The following is a 20,339-nucleotide window of genomic DNA, read 5'->3' on the forward strand; positions in this document are numbered from 1 at the left end:
TTCCTGAGTGACGAGCGTTACGGTGTCGTCGGCGCTGCCAGCGCCTTGGCTCCGGCGGGGGTTGTCTCGGTCATGCGTACCACGCTGCCCACCACGATCAGGCAGGGTGAAGGCAGCGGCGAGGCGGCCAGTTTGGCCGGCATGTCGACCAGGGTACCCACCAGCGAGGCTTGCTCGGGCAGGCTGGCGTTGGCCACCAGCATGATCGGCCAGTCGTCGGGCAGCCCGTTGCGGCGCAGCCCGGCGCAAATAGCCTCGACCTTGGTCAGCCCCATGTAGAAGATCAGCGTCTCGTCCTGGCGCGCCAGGGTGGCCCAATCGGGCTCGCCGTCCTTGCGACACAGCTGAGCGGTGATGAAGCGCAGCTGCTGGGCGTGGGCGCGGTCGGTGAGCGGAATGCCCATGCCGGCCGCCGCCGCCGAGGCGGCGGTGATGCCCGGCACGATCTCGGCCTGAATGCCGGCCTCGGCCAGTGCGGCCAGTTCCTCACCCATGCGCCCGAACACGCCGGGGTCGCCGCCCTTGAGCCGCACCACGGATTTACCCTGCTGTGCCAGTTTCACCAGCAGCGCACCGATCTCGGCCTGGGGCACGCTGTGGTGGCCGCGCTCCTTGCCCACGTAGTAGCGCTCGCGGCCGGTGGGAATCAACGCCAGCACGTCGCCACCCACCAGGCGGTCGTAGACCACCGCATCGGCCTGCTGCAACAGACGCGCGGCCTTCAGCGTGAGCAACTCGACGTCACCGCTGCCCGCCCCCACCAGGTAGACACAGCCGGCGCGGCAATCGCCGTCCAAGGTCACGGTGGGTGCCGGCGTGGTGCGCGACCCGCCGAACGGCGAGCGCACGATATGGCCGAGGCCGTGCAGGCGCGACAGTGCGGCCTGACCCAGCGTTTTCGGCAGCAGCGCCTTGAGCCAGGCCTCAGGCGACAGCAGGGTCTTCAATTGGCTCAGCGAGCGCATGGGCCTTCTCCTCTTCGATCAGCGATTTCAGCTCCGGAATGCAGCTTCCGCACTGGGTGCCACAGGCTAGCCGGGCGCCCAGCGCCTCGACGCTGTCGTCGCCTTCACGGATGGCTCCTAGGATAGCGCGTTGACCCACCTGATGGCAGCTACATACCACCGGTCCCTGATTGGCGGCGCCATCGTCGCAGCCGGCCAGCAGGCGGCGGCGGTGCTCGGCGGCCATGCTCTCGCCACTGGCCGCCTCGCCGAAGCGCTCGGCGAGCCAGGCCAGGTTGGGCAGCTCCCGGGGCGGCCCCGACATGAACCACCAGCGCAGCCGCCCGGCGTCATCGACACCCGCGGCACGCAGTCGCCCGCTGGCCGGGTCGGTACACCACAGGGTGGGCGGCACCGGCAGGGTCGCCTCGAGCCAGCTCAGCCACTCCGGCGAGGCGCTTTCCACCTCACCGTGGGCGCTGGTCGGCTCTCCGCCGGCCAACTGCCAGCGATGGGCGGCGCCCAGCGGAATCCGCGCCCAGTACCGGCTGCGGTCGCACCAGCGCGATTCCGCCACGTCCAGGTCGTCCGCCACCAGCAGGGTGGCCTCCCACTCCACCGCCAGCGGCGCCAGCGCCACCGCCCCGTGCTTGGATTCCGGCTGGCCGGAAACCGGGTCGACATGGTTATCGATCAGCGCCCCGGAGAGGGCCGAGCCGCTGAAGTAGCCGTTCCAGTGCATCGGCACGAACACCTCGCCGCGGCGCTGTCCGCGCGACACCCGCACCCGGCCGACATAGCGGCCGCCGACGCCTTGCAGGCGGGCCAGGCCCTGCTCCTCCACTCCCAGCGCAGCGGCATCTTCCGGGGCGATCTCGATGAACGGCTCGGCGCGGTGGTTCATCAGCCGCGGCGAGCGGGCGGTGCGGGTCATGGTGTGCCACTGGTCGCGAATACGCCCGGTGTTGAGCCGCAGTGGGCGCGCTGCGTCCAGCTCTTGGGCAGGCGGACGCGAACGTACCGCTACCATCCGCGCCAGCCCGTTGGGCGTGGCGAAGCGGCCGTCGGTGAACAGCCGCGCGGTACCGCGGGGGGCGGCGGCATTGACCGGCCACTGGATTGGTTCGAGGGCATCGTAGGCGGCGCGGTCGAGCCCGGCCAGGCCGGAGATGTCGAATACTCGGCGCCGCTCATCCGACCCCTCCCCGTTCTCGAAGCCCGAAAGCCGGGCGTGTTCGTCGAAGATCTCGCTGGGGTGGGTGTAGCCGAAAGCCTCGCCGAAGCCCAGCCGCTTGGCCACCTCGCACAGCGCCCACCAGTCGTGCCGAGCCTCGCCCGGCGGTGACAGGATGCCGCGCTGGCGCGAGATGCGCCGCTCGGAGTTGGTCACGGTGCCATCCTTCTCCGACCAGCTCGAAGCCGGCAGCACGATGTCGGCATAGGCCAGCAGGTCGGCATTGGCCATGCAGTCGGAAACGATCACCAGCGGACATTTCGCCAGCGCCGCGCGTACCCGGTCGGTGCGCGGCAGGCTCACCGCCGGGTTGGTGGCCATGATCCACAGCGCCTGCACCTCGCCGCGCTCGATCGCTTCGAACAGCGCCACCGCCTTGTGCCCCGGCCCTTCGGGCAGGCACGGCACCAGCCCTTCGGTGGCCCAGAAACGCGTCACACGGTCCCGCGCGCCGGGGGTGTCGTAATCCATATGGGCGGCCAACTGGTTGGCCAGCCCGCCCACCTCGCGCCCACCCATGGCGTTGGGCTGGCCGGTGATCGAGAACGGCCCCGCCCCCGGCAGGCCGATCTTGCCGCCGGCCAGGTGACAGTTGATGATGGCGTTGCCCTTGTCGGTACCGCTGCTCGACTGGTTCACCCCCTGGGAGAACAACGTGACCACATGCAGGTGGCTGGCGAACCAGTAGAAGAAGGTCTCCAGACGTTCCGCATCCAGGTCGCAGTCGGCGGCGATGGCTTCCACACCGGCATCCTGCTCCCGCGCCGCGGCAAGCGCCTCCTCGAAGCCCTGGGTATGCGCCTCCAGATAGACCCGGTCGAGCTTGTTGCGTGCAGCCATCCACGCCAGCAGCCCGGTGAACAGGCGGGCGTCGCTGCCCGGCTTGAGCCCCAGGTAGAGATCGGCAAGCTCGCAGGTATCGGTCACCCGCGGGTCGATCACCACCACCCGCAGCAGCGGATTGCGCTGCTTGGCCACCTTGAGACGCTGATAGAGCACTGGATGGTTCCAGGCCAGGTTGGAGCCCACCAGCACCACCAGCTCGGCCTCTTCGAGATCTTCGTAGCAGCACGGCACCGCGTCGGCGCCGAAGGCGCGCTTGTGGGCCGCCACCGCCGAGGCCATGCACAGGCGCGAATTGGTATCCAGGTGCGGCGTACCGAGAAAGCCCTTGAACAGCTTGTTGGCGACGTAATAGTCCTCGGTGAGCAGCTGCCCGGAAAGGTAGGCGGCAAGTGCCTCGGGGCCGTGAGCGTCACGCACCTTCCGCAGGCGGCTGGCCACCGCATCCAGCGCAGTGTCCCAATCGCTCTCCACACCGTCGACGATGGGCCGGGTCAGACGACCGCCATGACCCAGCGTCTCGTGCAGGGCCGAGCCCTTCACGCACAAACGACCGAAGTTGGCGGGGTGCTGCGGGTCGCCCTGCACGTCGACGATCTCGTTCTTCTCGACGCTGGCCACCACGCCACAGCCAACGCCGCAGTAGGGGCAGGTGGTTCGGGCTTCGCGCATGTCGATCTCCTCTGGAGCACTCTTGAAACGACGATCTCGAAACGACGACGCCCGCCAACTCCCCCGGATCATGCTGAGGGAAAGTTGGCGGGCGTCGTTGCCGCTCGGGCGCTGACGGTGCGCCCATGTCGATATTTACTGATATGGATCAAGCAGAAAGCGTGCCATGGCGAGAATAACCATCCCCTTTCAGGCAGATGTCACGCTTTGCCTTGACGCCCAGTGACTTGTTTCATGCTGCTTCGCACCATGACCCGGCGCTCCGGCCCGGCCATGCACCAGGCTAGTGCCGAGCGGCCAATGCAGGCGCCACCGTGCAGCCTTACGCCCGCCAGGAGAGTGACGTCGAGCGTGACCATGGGTGCGAAAAAAGCGTAACTGGAATGTTTCTTGCAGGTTTCTTGCCAGGTGCTCGGTAGCAAAACCAGAGCCAGCCCCGATAACGTCAGACACGAGCGACGCCTATGCCCTCACCCCTTAACATTCTGCTGGTCGACGACGAGGTAGTACGCGCCGCCATGGTCGAGGAAGCGCTGATGGCCGAGGGGCACCGGGTCATCTGCCGGCTGACGAGCCCCGCCAGCCTCAACGAGATGGTCGCGCGTCACCAGCCCGACGTGGTGATCATCGACATGGAGAGCCCCGACCGCGACACCCTGGAGAGCATGGCCCTGCTCAACCGCGAGAACCCACGGCCGGTGGTGTTCTTCGCCGACCAGCACGACTCCGACATGCTGCAGGCCGCGCTCAAGGCCGGGGTCAGCGCCTACGTGGTCGATGGCCTGGTGCCCGAGCGGGTCAAAGCCATCGTCGAGGTGGCCATTGCCCGCTTCGATGCCTTTCACAGCATGCGCCAGGAGCTCGACAAGGCACGCAACCAACTGGCCGAGCGCAAGCGCATCGAGCGTGCCAAGGGCCTGTTGATGAAGCATCAATCCTGCGACGAGGAGCAGGCCTATCGCATGCTGCGCAAGCTGGCCATGGATCGCGGCCAGCGTATCGCCGAGGTCGCCGATAACGTCATCGACGTTCTCGAGCGCCTGAACCTGACATCGCCCCAGGGGCGAACCGCCGACAAACGGGGTCCCCGCTCATGAGCCACCCGCACCATCACGCCACCTCGCCGGAACTGGCACGCCTCACCCTCGGCTTCGTGCCGCTGCTCGATGCCGCTCTGCTGATCGTCGCGCGCGAACGCGGCTGCTTCGCCGACCAGGGGCTCGACGTCTCCCTCTCGCGGGAGAACGCCTGGGCCACCCTGCGCGACAAGGTCGCTGCCGGCCTGCTCGACGGCGCCCAGATGCTCGCGCCCATGCCGCTGGCCATGAGCCTGGGGCTGGGCCGGGCCCCCTGCGACACCCTGGCCCCGCTGCTACTCAGCCGTAACGGCAACACCGTGACGCTTTCCACGGCCCTGAGCGAGGCCAGCGGCGCGACGCTAGGCGACGCCCCGGTCGTCAGCGCGCTGGCACTTGGCAACTGGCTGCGCGGCCCTGGCAACGGCAAGCGCCCCCGCCTGGCCATGGTCTATCCCTACTCCTGCCAGCACTATCAACTACGCGAATGGCTGACCCTCGGCGACATCGATCCCGAGCGCCACGTGGAGCTGGTGGCCCTGCCGCCGCCGCGCATGGTGGAGGCGTTGCGCAGCGGAGAGATCGACGGCTTCTGCGCCGGCGAGCCATGGGGCACCCTGGCCCGACACTGCGGCGCCGGACGGCTGGTGGCAACCGGCGACCAGCTGTGGCCCGACCACCCGGAGAAAGTACTTGGCGTGACCCGCTCCTGGGCCGAGCACTACCCGGCCACCCTGGGTGCCCTGCTGCGCGCCCTGGTGGCAGCCAGCGAGTGGCTGGCCGCCTCGCCGGAGAACCGCCGACAGGCGCTGGCATGGCTCGCCCTGCCGCCCTACCTGGACCATTCGGTACGGCATCTGGAGTCGCTCGAACTCGACGTTGAGCCCATTCGGCAGCGCCTCTTCGGTGCCGGCATGCTGCGCCCCACCCCGCAGGATGCGCTGCACTTCGCCGAGCCCATCGCCAGGCAGCTGGAAGCCCAGGGGGGGCGCTTCTCGCCCGGTCAGTTGGCCGCGTGCTACAGCCCTGTGCATTTCGATGCCGCAACGCACCATTGATGTGCACGGCCGGTATGGACCAATGTCCGTATCGGCCCTGCTCAGCTACCCCAGCCCAATGAAATAGAAGAGAAAATCATCCGCCAGGCACATCCTGGCCGGCTTCTTGAAACTGATGGGCAAACGGCGATCAAAGAAGGTCGCCACACACAGCAAGCGACAACGACGTCTCTGCGCACCCGGTTCGATCATCGCATCGTCCAGGGGCCGCGCCGAGGCGTCGTTGCGTTTGTGCCCAGCCACTGGGCCACCACCACGACAAGCGCAGCGAAAGGAGGTGTTCGCATGCCACAGCGACATCCCGAGACATCGACAACCGACCGGCTGGTCATCGTCGGCAACGGCATGGCCGGCCACCGCCTGGTCGAAGCGCTGCTCGCCCGGCCCGAGCGGCCCGCGATCACCGTGATCGGTGCCGAAACCGCACCGGCCTACAACCGCATCCTGCTCTCACCGCTGCTGGCCGGCGAAATGGAGCGCGACGCCCTGACCCTGCGCAGCGCTGAGTGGTACGCCGAGCAGGGTATCGAGCTCATTCTTGGCGAGCGGGTGGAGAGCATCGACCGCACCTCACGGCGGCTGACCACCGACGCCGGCCGCGAACTCAGCTACGACCGCCTGGTGCTGGCTACCGGCTCCACCCCGGCCCGCCCGCCGGTGCCGGGGCTGGAGCTACCCGGTGTGCATGTGTTCCGCGACCTGCACGACGCCGACGCCCTGGCACGTGCCGCGGAAGCCGGTCGCAACGCCGTGGTGATCGGCGGCGGCCTGCTCGGCCTGGAAGCGGCAGAAGGCTTACGCAAACGCGGCATGCAGGTGAGCCTGCTGCAGCGTGAAGACCGCCTGATGAACCGCCAGCTCGACCTCACCGCCGCCCGGCTGCTGGAAAGCGAGCTGCGCGGTCGCGGGCTCGACATTCACACCGACGCCCAGCTCGAGCGCCTGGAAGCCAATGCCGAAGGCCAGGTATGCGCCGCCCTGCTCGCCGACGGCACCCGTCTGGCCGCGGACTGCGTAGTGGTGGCCATCGGCATCGTGCCTCAGGCCGAGCTTGGCCGGGTGGCCGAGCTCGAGGTCAACCGCGGCATCGTGGTCGACGAATGGCTCACCACCAACGACCCGGCCATTCACGCCCTGGGCGAGTGCTGCGAGCACCGCGGCAATCTCTACGGCCTGGTCGAGCCGATCTGGCGCCAGGTCGAAGTGCTAGCCGATAAACTCTGCCGCGCTAACGCCGAGCGCGCTAGTGCCGAGCGTGCAGAGAGTGCCCAGGGCTACGTCGAGAAACCGACCGCCACCAAGCTCAAGGTAAGCGGCATCTCGCTCTACGCCTTCGGCCCCACCGAGCCCGAGCCCGAACACGAAGTGCTCAGCTATCGCGACCCCCAGCAGGGCGATTACCGCCGCCTGCTGCTGCGTGACGGCCGCCTGGAAGGTGCCGTGCTCTACGGCGACACCGCCTCCGGCCCCTGGTACTTCGAGCAGGCCCTGGCCGGGCGCGACCTCAGCGACTGCCGCGCCGCCCTGCTGCTCGGCGCCGCCGACGCCCAGGCCCTGCTCGACGACGCATCGAACGAATCACCGCAACGCCCCGCGAAGGAGGCCGCATGAACACGCCCGTCAAACCGCAACTGATCGTCATCGGCAACGGCATGGTCGGCCACCACCTGGTCGAACAGCTGGTCGAACAGGGCGCCCTCGAGCGCTACGCCGTCACCGTGTTCGGCGAGGAGCGTCACCTGGCCTACGACCGTGTGCACCTCTCCGAGTACTTCAGCGGGCGCGACGCCAGCTCGCTCGCGCTCTCCACCGCCGAGTACTACGCCGAGCACGGCATCGAGCTGCGCCTTGCCGAAGCGGTCACCGAGATCGACCGCAACAAGGGCGAGGTGGTCACGCCCCAAGGGCGCTACCGCTACGACCGCCTGGTACTGGCCACCGGTTCCTACCCCTTCGTGCCGCCGATCCCCGGCAACGACCGTGAGGGCTGCCTGGTCTACCGCACCCTGGAAGACCTCGACGCCATCCGCGAAGCCGCCGAAAGCGCCGCCACCGGCGTGGTGGTGGGCGGCGGCCTGCTCGGCCTGGAAGCCGCCAACGCCCTGCGCGGGCTCAACCTCGACACCGCCGTGGTAGAATTCGCACCGCGGCTGATGCCGATGCAGGTGGACACCGAAGGCGGCGGGCTGCTGCGCGAGAAGATCGAATCGCTGGGCGTGCAGGTACTCACCGGCCGCGCCACCCAGGAGATCGTCGACGGCGAACGCAGCCGCCACCGCATGGTGTTCCAGGACGAAAAAGTGCTGGAAACCGACCTGATCGTCTTCTCCGCCGGCATTCGTCCCCGCGACGAGCTGGCCCGCGACTGCGGCCTGGAGATCGGCGAGCGCGGCGGCGTAGTGATCGACGACAACTGCCTGACCAGCGACCCGGCCATCCTCGCCGTCGGCGAAGTGGCACTGTGGAACAACAGCATCTTCGGCCTGGTTGCCCCCGGCTACCAGATGGCCAAGGCCGCTGCCGCTACGCTGCTAGAAGGCAACGAACCCTTCAAGGGCGCCGACATGAGCACCAAGCTCAAGCTGATGGGCGTCGACGTGGGCTCCATCGGCGACGCCCACGGCGACCGTACACCCGGAGCACGCCAGTTCCGTTTTCTCGACCCGCTCAAGCAGCAGTACCGCAAGCTGGTGGTCTCCAGCGACGGCAAGCGCCTGGTCGGCGCCATGCTGGTGGGCGACAACAGCTACTACGATACCCTGCTGCAGTACTACGCCAACCGCATCGAGCTGCCCGAGGACCCGGCCTCGCTGATCCTGCCGGCCGGCAGCAGTGCCGCCCCCGCGCTGGGGCCGGACGCCCTGCCGGACACCGCCATGATCTGCTCGTGCCACAACGTCACCAAGGCGGACGTGTGCGCCTCCATCGACGGCGGCGCGGTCGACCTGGGCGCGGTGAAGGGCGCCACCAAGGCCAGCACCGGCTGCGGCGGCTGTGCCGCCCTGCTCAAGACCCTGGTGGATCACGAACTCGAAAGCCGCGGCGTAGAGGTCGACAAGTCGATCTGCGAACACTTCCACTACACCCGCCAGGAGCTCTACGACATCGTCCGGGTGGAAGGCATCAAGACCTTCAGCGAGCTGATGGAGAAGCACGGTTCCAAGGTGGGTCATGGTCTCGGCTCTTCATCAGCCCCGGGGCTTGGCTGTGACATCTGCAAGCCGGCGGTGGCCTCGATACTGGCCTCCTGCTTCAACGAGCCGATCACCGACGCGGCCCACATTCCGCTGCAGGACACCAACGACACCTTCATGGCCAACATGCAGAAGAACGGCACCTACTCGGTGGTGCCGCGCATCGCCGGCGGGGAGATCACCCCCGACAAACTGGTGGTGCTGGGCCAGGTGGCGCAGAAGTACGAGCTCTACACCAAGATCACCGGCGGCCAGCGCATCGACCTGTTCGGCGCCCGCCTGGAGGACCTGCCGGCGATCTGGGGCGAGCTGATCGAAGCCGGCTTCGAGACCGGTCACGCCTACGGCAAATCGACCCGTACCGTGAAATCCTGCGTGGGCAGCACCTGGTGCCGCTACGGCGTGCAGGACAGCGTGGGCATGGCAATCCGGCTGGAGGACCGCTACAAGGGCCTACGCGCGCCGCACAAGCTCAAGTTCGCCGTTTCCGGTTGCACCCGCGAGTGCGCCGAGGCCCAGAGCAAGGACGTCGGCGTGATCGCCACCGAGAACGGCTGGAACCTGTACGTGTGCGGCAACGGCGGCATGCGCCCCCGCCACGCCGAGCTGTTCGCCACCGACCTCAGCGACGGGGAGCTGTTCCGCTACATCGATCGCTTCCTGATGTTCTACATCCGCACCGCCGACCGCCTGCAGCGCACCTCGGTGTGGCGCGAGAACCTGGAAGGCGGCCTGGACTACCTCAAGCAGGTGATTCTCGAGGACAGCCTCGGCATCGGTGAAGAGCTGGAGCGGCAGATGCAGGCCGTCGTCGACACCTACGAGTGCGAATGGGCCAACGCCATCAGCGACCCGGAGAAGCTCAAGCGCTTCCGCAGCTTCGTCAACGACGCGCGCCCGGACCCGGACATCATCTATACCACCGAGCGCGGCCAGCTTCGTCCAGCGTGATGGAAATCGCTGCGCGAGCGAAGCGCGTTGTTGCGCGGCACCCCGAAGGCTCGCCTAACCCCCCCGTTATGTCTCGCCTTCGGTCCGCCGCGCGCCTAGCGCTTCATCTCGCTCGCCGATTCCCCGACACCATTGCTAGGAATTTCTTATGACAATCGCCAACGCAGCAGCCAAGACCATGACCCAGACCTGGCAAACCCTCTGCACCCGCGCCGACCTGGTGCCCTATTCCGGCGTCGCCGCCTGGGTGGAAACCCCGGAAGGCCCGGCCCAGGTGGCCATCTTCTATTTGCCTGGGTACGCGCAGGAACTCTACGCCGTCGACCACCATGACCCCTTCTCCAACGCCAACGTGATCGCCCGCGGCATCGTCGGCGACCTCAAGGGCCAGCCCGTCGTCGCCTCACCGATCTACAAGCAGCACTTCCGCCTGGAAGACGGCCAGTGCCTGGAAGACGAGAGCGTCACCCTGCGCACCTGGAAGGTGAGCTTCAAGGGCGATGAGGTGTGGATCGAGGCGTGAGAGGCTCCTGTCCTTCCAGGCGATTGCATCATCCGCCCTGGAAGGCCAGGTGAATGTCGCTGCCATAGCGCCGGATAATGTCGAGCTTCATCGCACGGTGCGCCTCCATGTCGTTCACATGCCTGGATTTCGCGAGCGAACGCCGGGCCAACTCATCGGAAATGACATCCATGAGCAGCTCCGCAAGCAGCAAGCGTGCCGAGTCGCGGAAATAACCTCGCCCGTCGACGTAAAGCTGGACCGTCGGGGCGGCTGTATTGATGAGAATCCGCCGCTCTGAGGGACTGTAGATGGCGCGAGCCGGTTCGCTCTCGAGTCTGCGCAGCTCGTAGCCGGTGAACATGGCTTCACCGTGGTCGTGGGAAGCCCGACGTTTGCCCCTGCGTCGCGGAGAATGGTGCGGATGGTACGAATGCCCTACCCCATGCTCGGCCACGACCAGCTCGCACCAAGCCAGGTGACTGCCTGCCCGAACCATGATCTCACCGCGATCACCGGGCACGTTACCAGTGACGGTCCACTCGACGCGGCCGTCCGTGGCGAGATCGCGCAGCGTCCCATTCTGCACTGCCGGATCGATGCGCATGGTTTCCGGCAGCTGACTCTCGAAACTCAGGACCACATCAGAGTCGAGTTGCCTCGCGTCAACCAGCAGCCTGACGTGGAACGGATGCCCCGCTTGCCGGTAATAGAATGGTGTTGAGAAGCGCAGTGCCGCGGGATGCTCCACATCCTCGACGAACTCCTGTTCCTCGCCCACAGCGGCCGTCGATACCACGATGCCAAGATCCTCGATAGCCGCCCGGTTCATGCGCTGGAGGATCTGCTCAATCATGAGTGCCGTGCGACCAGAAGTTGTCGCGTGCTCCAGTTGCCTGAGCTGGTCCTTCTCAGCCTGCACGCACGGCGCAATCAGCCGGCTGACGGCTCGAGAAAACGCGGCGACGAACGGATCCTTGGGATTCAGCCCCTCGCGTTCGTCGCTGATGATCGCACCGCCCTGGCCGAGCCGCTCAATGAGCCCTGGACAGCGGACGGTGCCGAAGAGGTACTCAGTGCCGGTCTGGTTCTCATAGTCGAAAAGCTGGCAGTCGAGCACTGCCGTACCCGAGATCACCACCAGCCCGTTGGCTCGCTCGTCCCCGCGCTGCGCAAGCTCCGCGTTTACCGCACGCTTTAACGTCAGGGTGAGCGGATAGGATTTCCGCTCGAACTCGAAGCGCTTTTCCAGATCGGGGCCGAGCAATACCCGTGCAGGCGGTTCTGCGAAACGCACCGGACCTTCGATCTCCATGACCTGGCCGTAGCGCACATGGGCAACCTCGATGTGACGCCGTGCCACCACGTCGCGCAGATAGACATTACTCGCCACGGCCCGCACGACGGATCGGTAACGCGGAATGTGTACCAGCGGGTTCTCGATGACGATCGCGACCCTCGTACCATTGCCAGTGACATCGAGCCGCTCATAGTCACGCAGCGTTGCGGGGCGGTCGCCGCCGCCATCGTCGTAGAGATAGCCGCCGTTCTCGCCTCGGAACAGTTCGATTCGGGTGAAGCGACCATCGCGGATCGTTTCCAGCCAGCCGTGACCGAGCCCATAAATCCCCTGCTTGAGGCCTCGGCCGAAGTAACCTCGCCCACCGCCCTCGCCACGCGCCAACGGGCTATGGGCCCCGCCGTAGGTGAGGCTATAGCAGGCATGTTCGAGGGACATGCCCTCGGCCTGGTCCGCGACGATCAGGATCGCGCCCGCCCGGTGCGGCTCGTAAAGCACGCGGATCCGGCCTGAAGCAGGCTGGCTGGCTTCTTCCAGCCGCGTGTAGCTGTCGTCGCTGTTGGTGATCAGCTCGACCAGCGCCTTGCCGACAGAGGCGAATCGACGCGAGTCGATGTCGATGACGCGCTGATCAACCGGGATCGGTTTTACGGCCATGACCATTGTCCTCGGCAAGGTGCAATCACTGGATCACTACTCGCGGGCTGAGCAGATGGCCAACTCGCTTCCTCACTTAGGAGCATATCTCACCCGCCAGAGAACTACCTGCAAGACGACCATTGCGGTTTTCGCCTTGGAAACGAAAAAGCCGCCGACGCTGGGGAAGCGTCGGCGGCTTTGGTAAGCCCGTGATCATCTCAACCGCGAAAGGCGGCCTCGATCTTGGCGATGTCGATTTTCCGCATCGTCATCATGGCGTCGAATGCGCGCTTGGCGGCAGCGCGGTCCGGGCTGGTGAACGCCTTCGTCAGCGCAACCGGGGTAATCTGCCAGGAGATGCCCCACCTATCCTTGCACCACCCGCACTGGCTCTCCTCGCCGCCATTCCCGACGATGGAGTTCCAGTAGCGATCCGTCTCCTCCTGGTCTTCGGTCGCCACCTGAAACGAGAACGCCTCGCTATGCTTGAAGGCAGGCCCGCCGTTCAGCCCGAGGCACGCAACGCCCAGCACGGTGAACTCGACCGTCAACACGCTTCCCTCCTTGCCCGAGGGAAAATCCCCAGGCGCCCGGTGCACCGCATCGAGCGATGAGTCGGGGAAGGTCTCGGCATAAAACCTTGCGGCTTCCTCAGCGCCGCCATCGTACCAAAGGCAGATCGTGTTCTTTGCCATGTGCTTCATGATCAGCTCCCTTCTGTGGGTGATTGCTTTGGGTGCAACCTAATGTCGAACGGAGCTGGTCGGAATCGACAGGGGGGTGGTAGCAGGGTTTTGCGGCAGGAGCGTGTCGGCAGAGCGCCCCTTGGCTGGATTTGTGAAGGCTACTGTGGCAACTGATAGGAGACATTGCCATTATTCACCCTTATATACTTGCGCTGCTCCAAGTCTTTCACAATTAAACTTAGCTTCTGCTCCGACAGCTTCTCAGTAAATAGTGAATTGATAGTATTGGCGAGCGTCTTGATCTTCCGAGGCCGCGCTTGCCCCCGACCAGCCAAGTTTTTCACGATGGCGGAGATCATTTCGTCAGTAGAGGTCGCCGTGGACATTCTTACTACTGGAATTTCTGCCAAGTCTCGTTCACGTTGGATTTTGATGCCACGCGATTTGAGATGCTTGATTAGCGTGTCAAAAACAGTATCGCGGGAGATAATGTGAAAGTACGCACTTGAGTCCTTAGCCGCCAGCTCACCAATGTAATAGGCAATATGAAAATCGAGAGCGTTTTTCCCGGAGCCGGTGATCTTTATGTACTGCGCCGCATCCCCAAGCTCCTGCATAGCCGCAGCCAGATCAAATGGTATTTTCTCTTGATTAGCACCAACGAAAACCACCACTTTGAAAGAATGCTGCTTGAGAAGCTCCAGGTTACTCGGCTGCACATTCTCAAAATCAATCAGGACATAGTTTGTTGTCAAGCAGACTCTCCTTGTTTTTGGTCATAACTCCAGCTCCGGCCTCATGCAATGATTAGGCTCTTGATTTCGTTTCACTTGAAGCCGAGCCTCATGCGCCAGCAGCCTCTGACCCCGAGACTAGTTCGACTCCACTTGCCCGAAGCCTTGCGTAGACATCGCCGCTACGATAATCCCATCCATCGGGCATACGGGTGCGGAGGCCGAGTTCAACATCAATAAGGCGTGCCTCCGCCCTAGTTATTCGAGCGATCTTAAGATTAGCAGCAATGACCTCAGCGACATGTTCGATCGATGCGCCCGCGTCGAAAAGATCCACACAAATGTCTCGAATTACGGAGCGCGGAACTAAGTGTTCTCGGTAGTCGCTGCCCTTCGTCGAGTGTCCCACGTAGGTAAAGCGATCATCTATGAGCCAATCGAATAGCCGGGTGTCGCCTCCACGGAACTCCTCCCATTGCTCGAAGAGGAATCCTGCGAGCCTTTTAAATGCCCGAGCTTTTAACTCATCCTCTGTGAAGTTCCCCACCTGCCCTCCCCCGCCTAACTCTCACGCGCTTGTACATTTGCGGAACCAATAATACTGTATGCTTTCCAATGGACCAGGTGAAGGCAACCATTCGAGCGAAGCTCTATAACCCACGCACCGAAAAAACCAACTTCTACGGGATTTGCTACTTCATTCGCATTCATGACGTGCGCAGCCCTCTGATATGAGAAAATCGAAGCATTCAGGCACGCTACCGCCAAGGAATGCCGCTTATCGGCCTCCCCTCTTAGCGATTACAGGCCGCCTACCCGCCTTTATCGGACGATGTTGCTATCCGATTCGAAGCACTGTTGTAAATTAACCTTGCCAAATAAAGCATCGGCAGGTGCCGTGGCATCTTGAGCCTGATATCCCGCCCTACGCCACATCCTGCACCTCCCGGCACTTGGGATAGTCCGAGCAGCCCCAGAATTGGTTGCCGGCGTTTGCCCCTCGCTTCGATGTGCGCAGCACCATGGAGCTGCCGCACTTGGGGCAGGTACGGTCGGAGCTGGATTCGAAGCGGGCCTGGAGCCGTTTCACGTGCTGACGGTGCGTTTGTCGCGTGGCTGCCAGGCGGCCGGTGGTGATCTTTTCCAGCACTTGCTCTACCTGGGCTTGCGTCAGCACGGGCTCGCGGAACGATTTGATGTAGCGCACGTAGCCGCCGCCGATGGTGACGTTGTCGGGCATGCGGGTCTTGAATACGGCGCTCCCGGAGAAGACCACCAGCGAGTGAAGGGTGTCTGGCGGCACGTCGAGCAGGGCTTCCAGCGCCTTCACGTGCTTGTAGTTCTGGCGCAGCGGGTTCTGGAACTTGAAGCTCTTGCGGTAGAGCTTCTGGGTCCATTGGGCCTGGCGTTCACTGCCGAAGATCCAGCCCGCCATGTGCTTGGTCTCGATGACGAAGATGCCGTAGCGGGAGACCAGCACGTGGTCGATCTGGGTGGTGCCGTCGGGCGTGGGCAGCGTGACGTCGTGAACTCCTCGGTACTCTTCCGCGGGCAGCCGCACCTTGGCGATCAGCTTGACGAAAGCTTCGCCGAACATGCCCTTGAACCAGCGGGACTTGAGCACGCCCAGGAGCACGATGAGGGGCAGCACCCACCATAGCGGCCTTGCGGCTTCAAAGAGGATCGAATAGTCCAAAGGCTTCCTCTCGCTTCAGCGATTCGGCTAGTGACGCTTGCTTCAGTCTGCTTAGGCTACGCTAGCGCTTTCTATCGTGTAATTCTACGTAACGAGACTGGATATTGACCTGAGTCGCTTCGGGGTAGGCGAAAGCCTATACGATGTAAGAAACGGCTTACGCCAGGCTGACCAAAGGAACTACGGCGAAACGCCACGCAATATGGCAAATTGGCGCGTGGCCTTCACGCCTTGGCACGCTGGCTTGCATGGATGTGCTGACTGCCGATTTTGCGTTCAAAACCTCAGCAGGGTTCCGTGCATGCACCCATATCAAGAAGGTCAAGAACATCGCCGGGCGGTGCTGCAGGCCATGCTGCTGGTCACCATCGCCAGTGCGCTCGTCTTTGCGGCGCTCAATTTTCCCGACGGCATGATGCTCGTCGGCGGTATCCAGGTTGCCCTTGCTGCTCTCGCCGCTGGCCTGCTGGTCGTGGTTCGTCGCACACGGCGGGTCCAGACATGGTGCCTGCGCTTTTTGCTGATACTGCTGTCGGTAACGATTCTGCTGCTGAGCCGGCCGGAGATCTCGCCGTTCGCCTTCATCTGGCTGCTGGTCATCCCGCTCGTCACGCACCTTCTGCTCGGTTCCAGGCTGGGCCTGCTGCTCTCGGTGGGCTATATGGGGGTTGGCGCCGCCCTCTTCTTGTACCGCTTTGGCGGCAGCCCCGAACTCGTTCGGGTGGAGGTGATGTCCAACGCCATCATCGCCGCGCTGACCACCCTTGGCATGCCACACTTCTACGAACGTACTCGTGAACGGTCCGAGCTGAAGTTGACGCGTCTGGCCACGGTAGACCCGCTGACCGGGCTGGCCAATCGCGCGCGCCTCATCGACGTCTTCCTCTGGGAGCAGGCACAAGCGCGGCGCAATGGGACCCCACTCGCGTTGCTGATGCTGGACCTTGATCGCTTCAAGCGGATCAACGACGAGCACGGGCACGAGGCCGGCGACGCAGTGCTGGTCGCCTTCGCTCGTATGCTGCAGCAGCGCCTGAGGGAGATCGACCTGATCTCACGCTTTGGCGGCGAGGAATTCCTGGTACTACTGAACAACACCGATGGTAAGCGAGCTGTGGCCGTTGCCGAGGTGCTGCGGCAGAGCCTGGAACAACTCGATATCGAATACCAGGGCAAGATCCTCAAGCTCACCGTCAGCATAGGCGTCGCCGAATATGGCCCCGATGGGCTTGACCTGGATACGCTCAGCCGAGTCGCCGACAAACGGCTGTACCAGGCGAAGGCGAGTGGAAGGAACTGCGTTCGCGGCCCAATTGCGGAATCCGGTGTTGAGCGAGAGGCGGCGCTCAGCGAGTAGCCGGGAAGCGCAGCGGTGATGACACTACATGAAGCCGTGCAGCGGGGCCGATACGATGTTCCCTGAGGACGCGGTGGCCAGTTACAGTTCAAAAACCGAGCCAATGCGCCTGCAACCGAGCTTTTCGTAATATCCATCCTCATCCGAAAGTACATAAACGCTTTGGTTCGGATGCGCTTTTTTTAACTTCCCGAGAAGCTCTCTTCCGAAGCCCTTGCATCTGTAACGCGGCGCAACGTAAAGCTCGCTTACGTAAATACCGAACTCATCAACCAAGGCACGGAGATACCCACATACCTCGCCATGACTTTTATAGATATAGGTTTCGCTGTTCAACAGTGCAGCCTTGAATGCCCCTAACGCTTCCCCGTTAACAAACGCGTTCCAGTCTGGCTCGGATTCCAGAAGTGCGATCAACTCTGATTCGTGATCCTTATCGTACCGAAGGATATTGCCTGCTAATTTCATCATACAACCCTACACTGAGATTTCTGCAATTCTCGTACTCAACCATTCTCATCTACCTCCACCACAGCATGATAAGGTGCACCGGAACCAGTCACCGGTCTGCCGTGGCTGGCGCCCCTTTACACCGGGCGGCTGTTGCCTCTCCAGTCAGCGCTTACTAACCCAGAGCGAACTGCCTCCCCTTGCAGTGATCGAGCGCTTCAGTATAGGTAGCGCACCGGCAGGCCGGAGGTGGATGCCGGTGATCATGTCCACCCTCTCTCCTTGCTAAGCCGTTGCGTTTTGGAGCAAGACTATCATCTGCCCTGGTGGTTGACTGAGTGTTCGCACAAAGGAGACATGGATGGCAGCGTGAGGATCGGATATAGCTTGAGAAAGACTTCCTGAAAGGAGAAAGGAAGTGCGGCGCAGCGTATCCATGCAGCGGCTGGACGGGCTTGTCGATCCACGACAAGGGCTGAGTATGGTCGAGGCTCAGGCGCGGAGCGCTCGCTACGGCCCCAATACCATCATCCCAGGCGTGCGCAGCGGCTGGCGCACCACTCTGGCGGATACGCTGCATGACCCGATGCTGTGGTTCCTGCTGGCCACCGGCGCGCTGTTCACGCTCATCGGCAGCTACACCGAGGCGCTGGTCATGCTGCTGGCCCTGGTGCCGCTGTTCGGCATGGACGCCTACCTGCACCGGCGTACCCAGGCGTCGGTGGAGGGGCTCAGCGGTCGGCTCGCGACCACCGCCAGGGTGCTGCGCGATGGTTCGCAGCAGACCGTGGCGGCCGAGGGGCTGGTGCCAGGCGATCTCGTGCTGGTGCGCTCCGGTGAGTTCTTTCCGGCCGATGGCCTGATCGTCGCGGGTGAAGAGCTGCAGGTGGATGAGTCCACGCTCACGGGCGAGGCCTGGCCGGTACACAAGCAGGTGGTGGAGCGGGAGCTGTTTTCCAACATCCGTGAGACTGCGGTCGAGGATGTTTACTGGGGTCTTGCCGGCACCCGTCAGCTGACGGGGCACGCCTGGCTGCGCGTCGCCCTGACCGGCGCCGAAACCCTCTATGGCGAAGTGGTACGCTCGGCGGTAGCGGGCACCCACGCCCAGACCCCGTTGCAACGCTCGGTGGCACACCTGGTCAAGGTGCTGATCGTTGCGGCAATCGTCTTCTGCCTGGCACTGGCGTGGCTGCGCTATCACCAGGGCCACGGCCTCGTGGACGCGCTGCTCAGCGCGCTGACCCTGGCCATCGCCGCTCTGCCCGAAGAGTTTCCCGTGGTGCTCACCTTCTTTCTCGGCGTGGGCGTCTACCGCCTCGCCCGGCGACGCGCCCTGGTGCGGCGCAGCCTGGTGGTGGAGAACATCGGCCGCGTGAGCTGTGTCTGCTCGGACAAGACTGGCACTCTCACCGAAGGACGGCTGAGGCTGACGCACCTGCTCCCGATGTCGAATATCAGCGAACAACGCTTACGAACGCTGGCGGCGACCGCTTCCCAGGCCGACAGCGGCGACCCGCTGGACGAGGCGGTATTATCGAACTGCCCGCCGCCGGTGGAGCAGCACATACTGGCTCGTTTTCCATTCACCGAGGATCGGCGCAAGGCGACCATGGTGAGCGAGCAGGAGGATGGCCTGCTGGTCGCGGTCAAGGGTGCGCCGGAAGTGGTGCTGGGTCTCTGCGAGCTGCCGGAGGCCGAACGGCGCGACTGGCTGGCAGCGGTGGAAGTCTACAGCAATGACGGCCACAAGGTGATCGGCTGCGCCTACCGCACCCTCGCCAGAGAGAGCTGGACAGGGGGCGAACCTGACCGGGGGCTGAGCTTCGCCGGGCTGCTGGCCTTCGAGGACCCGGTGCGCCAGGGGGTTCCGGAGGCCATTGCGGCCTGCCGGGAGGCAGGCATCCGCGTCATCATGGTCACCGGAGATCATCCCGGTACGGCTATTGCCATCGCGCGTGAGCTAGGGCTTGGCGGTGAGCAACCGCAGCTGATCACGGGAGACGAACTCGCGGCACAAATAGCGCGCGGCGAGCCCATCGCCAGCGAGATCGACATCGTCGCGCGAACCCTGCCGGCACAGAAGCTGGCCCTGGTGCGCGCCCTACAGGCCGGTGGCGACGTCGTTGCGGTGACCGGCGATGGGGTCAATGACGTACCCGCCCTGCAGGCCGCCGACATCGGCATCGCCATGGGGGAGCGCGGTACCCGAAGCGCCCGGGAGGTGTCGGCCATCGTGCTGCTTGACGACGACTTCGGCAGCATCGTCGGGGCCATCGCCGAGGGGCGCCGCCTGTTCACCAATCTGCAGCTGAGCTTCCAGTACCTGCTGATGGTGCACATTCCGCTGGTGATCACCGCCGCTTTGATCCCGATGCTGGGCTATCCCCTGCTCTACCTGCCGATCCACATCGTATGGCTGGAACTGATCATTCACCCCACCGCGCTGCTGGTGTTTCAGAACCTGCCGTCGGCTCATGCCATGGAGCCACCCCCCACGAAAGGAACTCAGCCGCGCTTCTTCGACCGACGCGCGTGGTGGGTCATCCTGGCAATGGGCGCAATAGTGACCCTGGTGGTCACGAGCACGTATCTGAATGGCCTCGGCGCCGACTACGCCGTCGACCATGCCAGGACCGTGGCGCTGCTCTCGCTGATCTTCGCCGGGGCCGGTATCACGGCAGCGTTGAGCCGCCTGCGCAACATCGCGGCATGGCTCATGGTGGTTGTTTCCCCCGCCCTGTCGGCCCTGCTCGTTCACACGCCCGGGCTGGGCACATTGCTGCATCTGCAGCCGCTGCACCTGGAAGATTGGCTACTGGTGCTGGGTGGCGGCCTGCTCGCCGCCCTGCTGGTACGCCTGGGCTTATGGCGGCGGGAGCCACGCGCTTGAAGCCGCAGGCACTGCAATGCGTGCTTCAACGAAAGAAACGCCGCTTGGCCAGCTCGGTGCATACCAGGTAAGCACCGAGCAGCATGAGCATGAACGCCAGCAGGCTCCCT

Annotated in this window: 14 protein-coding genes; 7 read left to right on the plus strand and 7 right to left on the minus strand. The window is 64.3% G+C overall.

The window, feature by feature from the left end; translation table 11 throughout:
- Positions 1-17 precede the first annotated feature (17 nt).
- A complete protein-coding gene (gene cobA / locus HOP53_RS08480) occupies positions 18-965 on the minus strand; it encodes a uroporphyrinogen-III C-methyltransferase (RefSeq protein WP_234269612.1) in 948 nt (315 codons plus the stop codon).
- Entirely contained in the window at positions 925-3,693 is a 2,769-nt protein-coding gene (locus HOP53_RS08485; protein ID WP_234269613.1) for a nitrate reductase, read from the minus strand. Before HOP53_RS08485 ends, cobA begins: the two co-directional genes overlap by 41 nt.
- Positions 3,694-4,157: 464 nt before the next feature.
- Here HOP53_RS08485 and HOP53_RS08490 point away from each other — a divergent pair, with 464 nt between their 5' ends.
- The 5 genes from HOP53_RS08490 (at position 4,158) to nirD (ending at position 10,495) form a co-directional block, all read left to right on the plus strand.
- A complete protein-coding gene (locus tag HOP53_RS08490) occupies positions 4,158-4,790 on the plus strand; it encodes an ANTAR domain-containing response regulator (RefSeq protein ID WP_234269614.1) in 633 nt (210 codons plus the stop codon).
- The gene (locus tag HOP53_RS08495) at positions 4,787-5,827 is read left to right on the plus strand and encodes a CmpA/NrtA family ABC transporter substrate-binding protein (protein WP_234269615.1); all 1,041 of its coding nucleotides are present in this window, start codon (positions 4,787-4,789) and stop codon (positions 5,825-5,827) included. Before HOP53_RS08490 ends, HOP53_RS08495 begins: the two co-directional genes overlap by 4 nt.
- A gap of 285 nt (positions 5,828-6,112) precedes the next feature.
- Complete coding sequence (locus tag HOP53_RS08500; protein ID WP_234269616.1) at positions 6,113-7,438, plus strand: NAD(P)/FAD-dependent oxidoreductase; 1,326 nt, start codon at positions 6,113-6,115, stop codon at positions 7,436-7,438.
- Positions 7,435-9,972 carry a nitrite reductase large subunit NirB gene (nirB, locus tag HOP53_RS08505; protein ID WP_234269617.1) on the plus strand — a complete coding sequence of 846 codons (2,538 nt, stop codon included), beginning with the start codon at positions 7,435-7,437 and terminating at the stop codon, positions 9,970-9,972. Before HOP53_RS08500 ends, nirB begins: the two co-directional genes overlap by 4 nt.
- A gap of 148 nt (positions 9,973-10,120) precedes the next feature.
- Positions 10,121-10,495 (plus strand): nitrite reductase small subunit NirD, encoded by a 375-nt coding sequence (gene nirD / locus HOP53_RS08510; protein ID WP_234269618.1) that lies wholly within the window; start codon positions 10,121-10,123, stop codon positions 10,493-10,495.
- A 28-nt stretch (positions 10,496-10,523) separates the two neighbouring features.
- Here nirD and HOP53_RS08515 read toward each other — a convergent pair whose 3' ends face one another.
- The 4 genes from HOP53_RS08515 to HOP53_RS08530 form a co-directional block, all read right to left on the minus strand.
- Entirely contained in the window at positions 10,524-12,431 is a 1,908-nt protein-coding gene (locus HOP53_RS08515; protein WP_234269619.1) for a hypothetical protein, read from the minus strand.
- Between the two features lie 200 nt (positions 12,432-12,631).
- Positions 12,632-13,117: a VOC family protein gene (locus tag HOP53_RS08520; protein WP_234269620.1), complete on the minus strand. Its 486-nt coding sequence runs from the start codon at positions 13,115-13,117 to the stop codon at positions 12,632-12,634.
- Positions 13,118-13,257: 140 nt separating this feature from the next.
- Positions 13,258-13,854, minus strand: a complete 597-nt coding sequence (locus HOP53_RS08525) for a PIN domain-containing protein (RefSeq protein WP_234269621.1) — start codon at positions 13,852-13,854, stop codon at positions 13,258-13,260.
- A 904-nt stretch (positions 13,855-14,758) separates the two neighbouring features.
- The gene (locus HOP53_RS08530) at positions 14,759-15,529 is read right to left on the minus strand and encodes a nuclease-related domain-containing protein (protein WP_234269622.1); all 771 of its coding nucleotides are present in this window, start codon (positions 15,527-15,529) and stop codon (positions 14,759-14,761) included.
- Positions 15,530-15,830: 301 nt separating this feature from the next.
- On the opposite strand from HOP53_RS08530, the gene HOP53_RS08535 reads away from it, so the two are divergent.
- A complete protein-coding gene (locus tag HOP53_RS08535) occupies positions 15,831-16,886 on the plus strand; it encodes a GGDEF domain-containing protein (RefSeq protein ID WP_338073295.1) in 1,056 nt (351 codons plus the stop codon).
- A gap of 81 nt (positions 16,887-16,967) precedes the next feature.
- Here the strand turns inward: HOP53_RS08535 and HOP53_RS08540 are convergent, their stop codons facing one another.
- Complete coding sequence (locus tag HOP53_RS08540) at positions 16,968-17,303, minus strand: GNAT family N-acetyltransferase (RefSeq protein ID WP_234269624.1); 336 nt, start codon at positions 17,301-17,303, stop codon at positions 16,968-16,970.
- 451 nt (positions 17,304-17,754) lie between these two features.
- Here HOP53_RS08540 and HOP53_RS08545 point away from each other — a divergent pair, with 451 nt between their 5' ends.
- Entirely contained in the window at positions 17,755-20,229 is a 2,475-nt protein-coding gene (locus HOP53_RS08545; protein ID WP_234269625.1) for a cation-translocating P-type ATPase, read from the plus strand.
- The last annotated feature ends 110 nt before the right edge of the window (positions 20,230-20,339 follow it).

The sequence above is a fragment of the Billgrantia ethanolica genome (assembly GCF_021404305.1).
In the GTDB taxonomy this organism is placed as follows: domain Bacteria; phylum Pseudomonadota; class Gammaproteobacteria; order Pseudomonadales; family Halomonadaceae; genus Halomonas; species Halomonas ethanolica.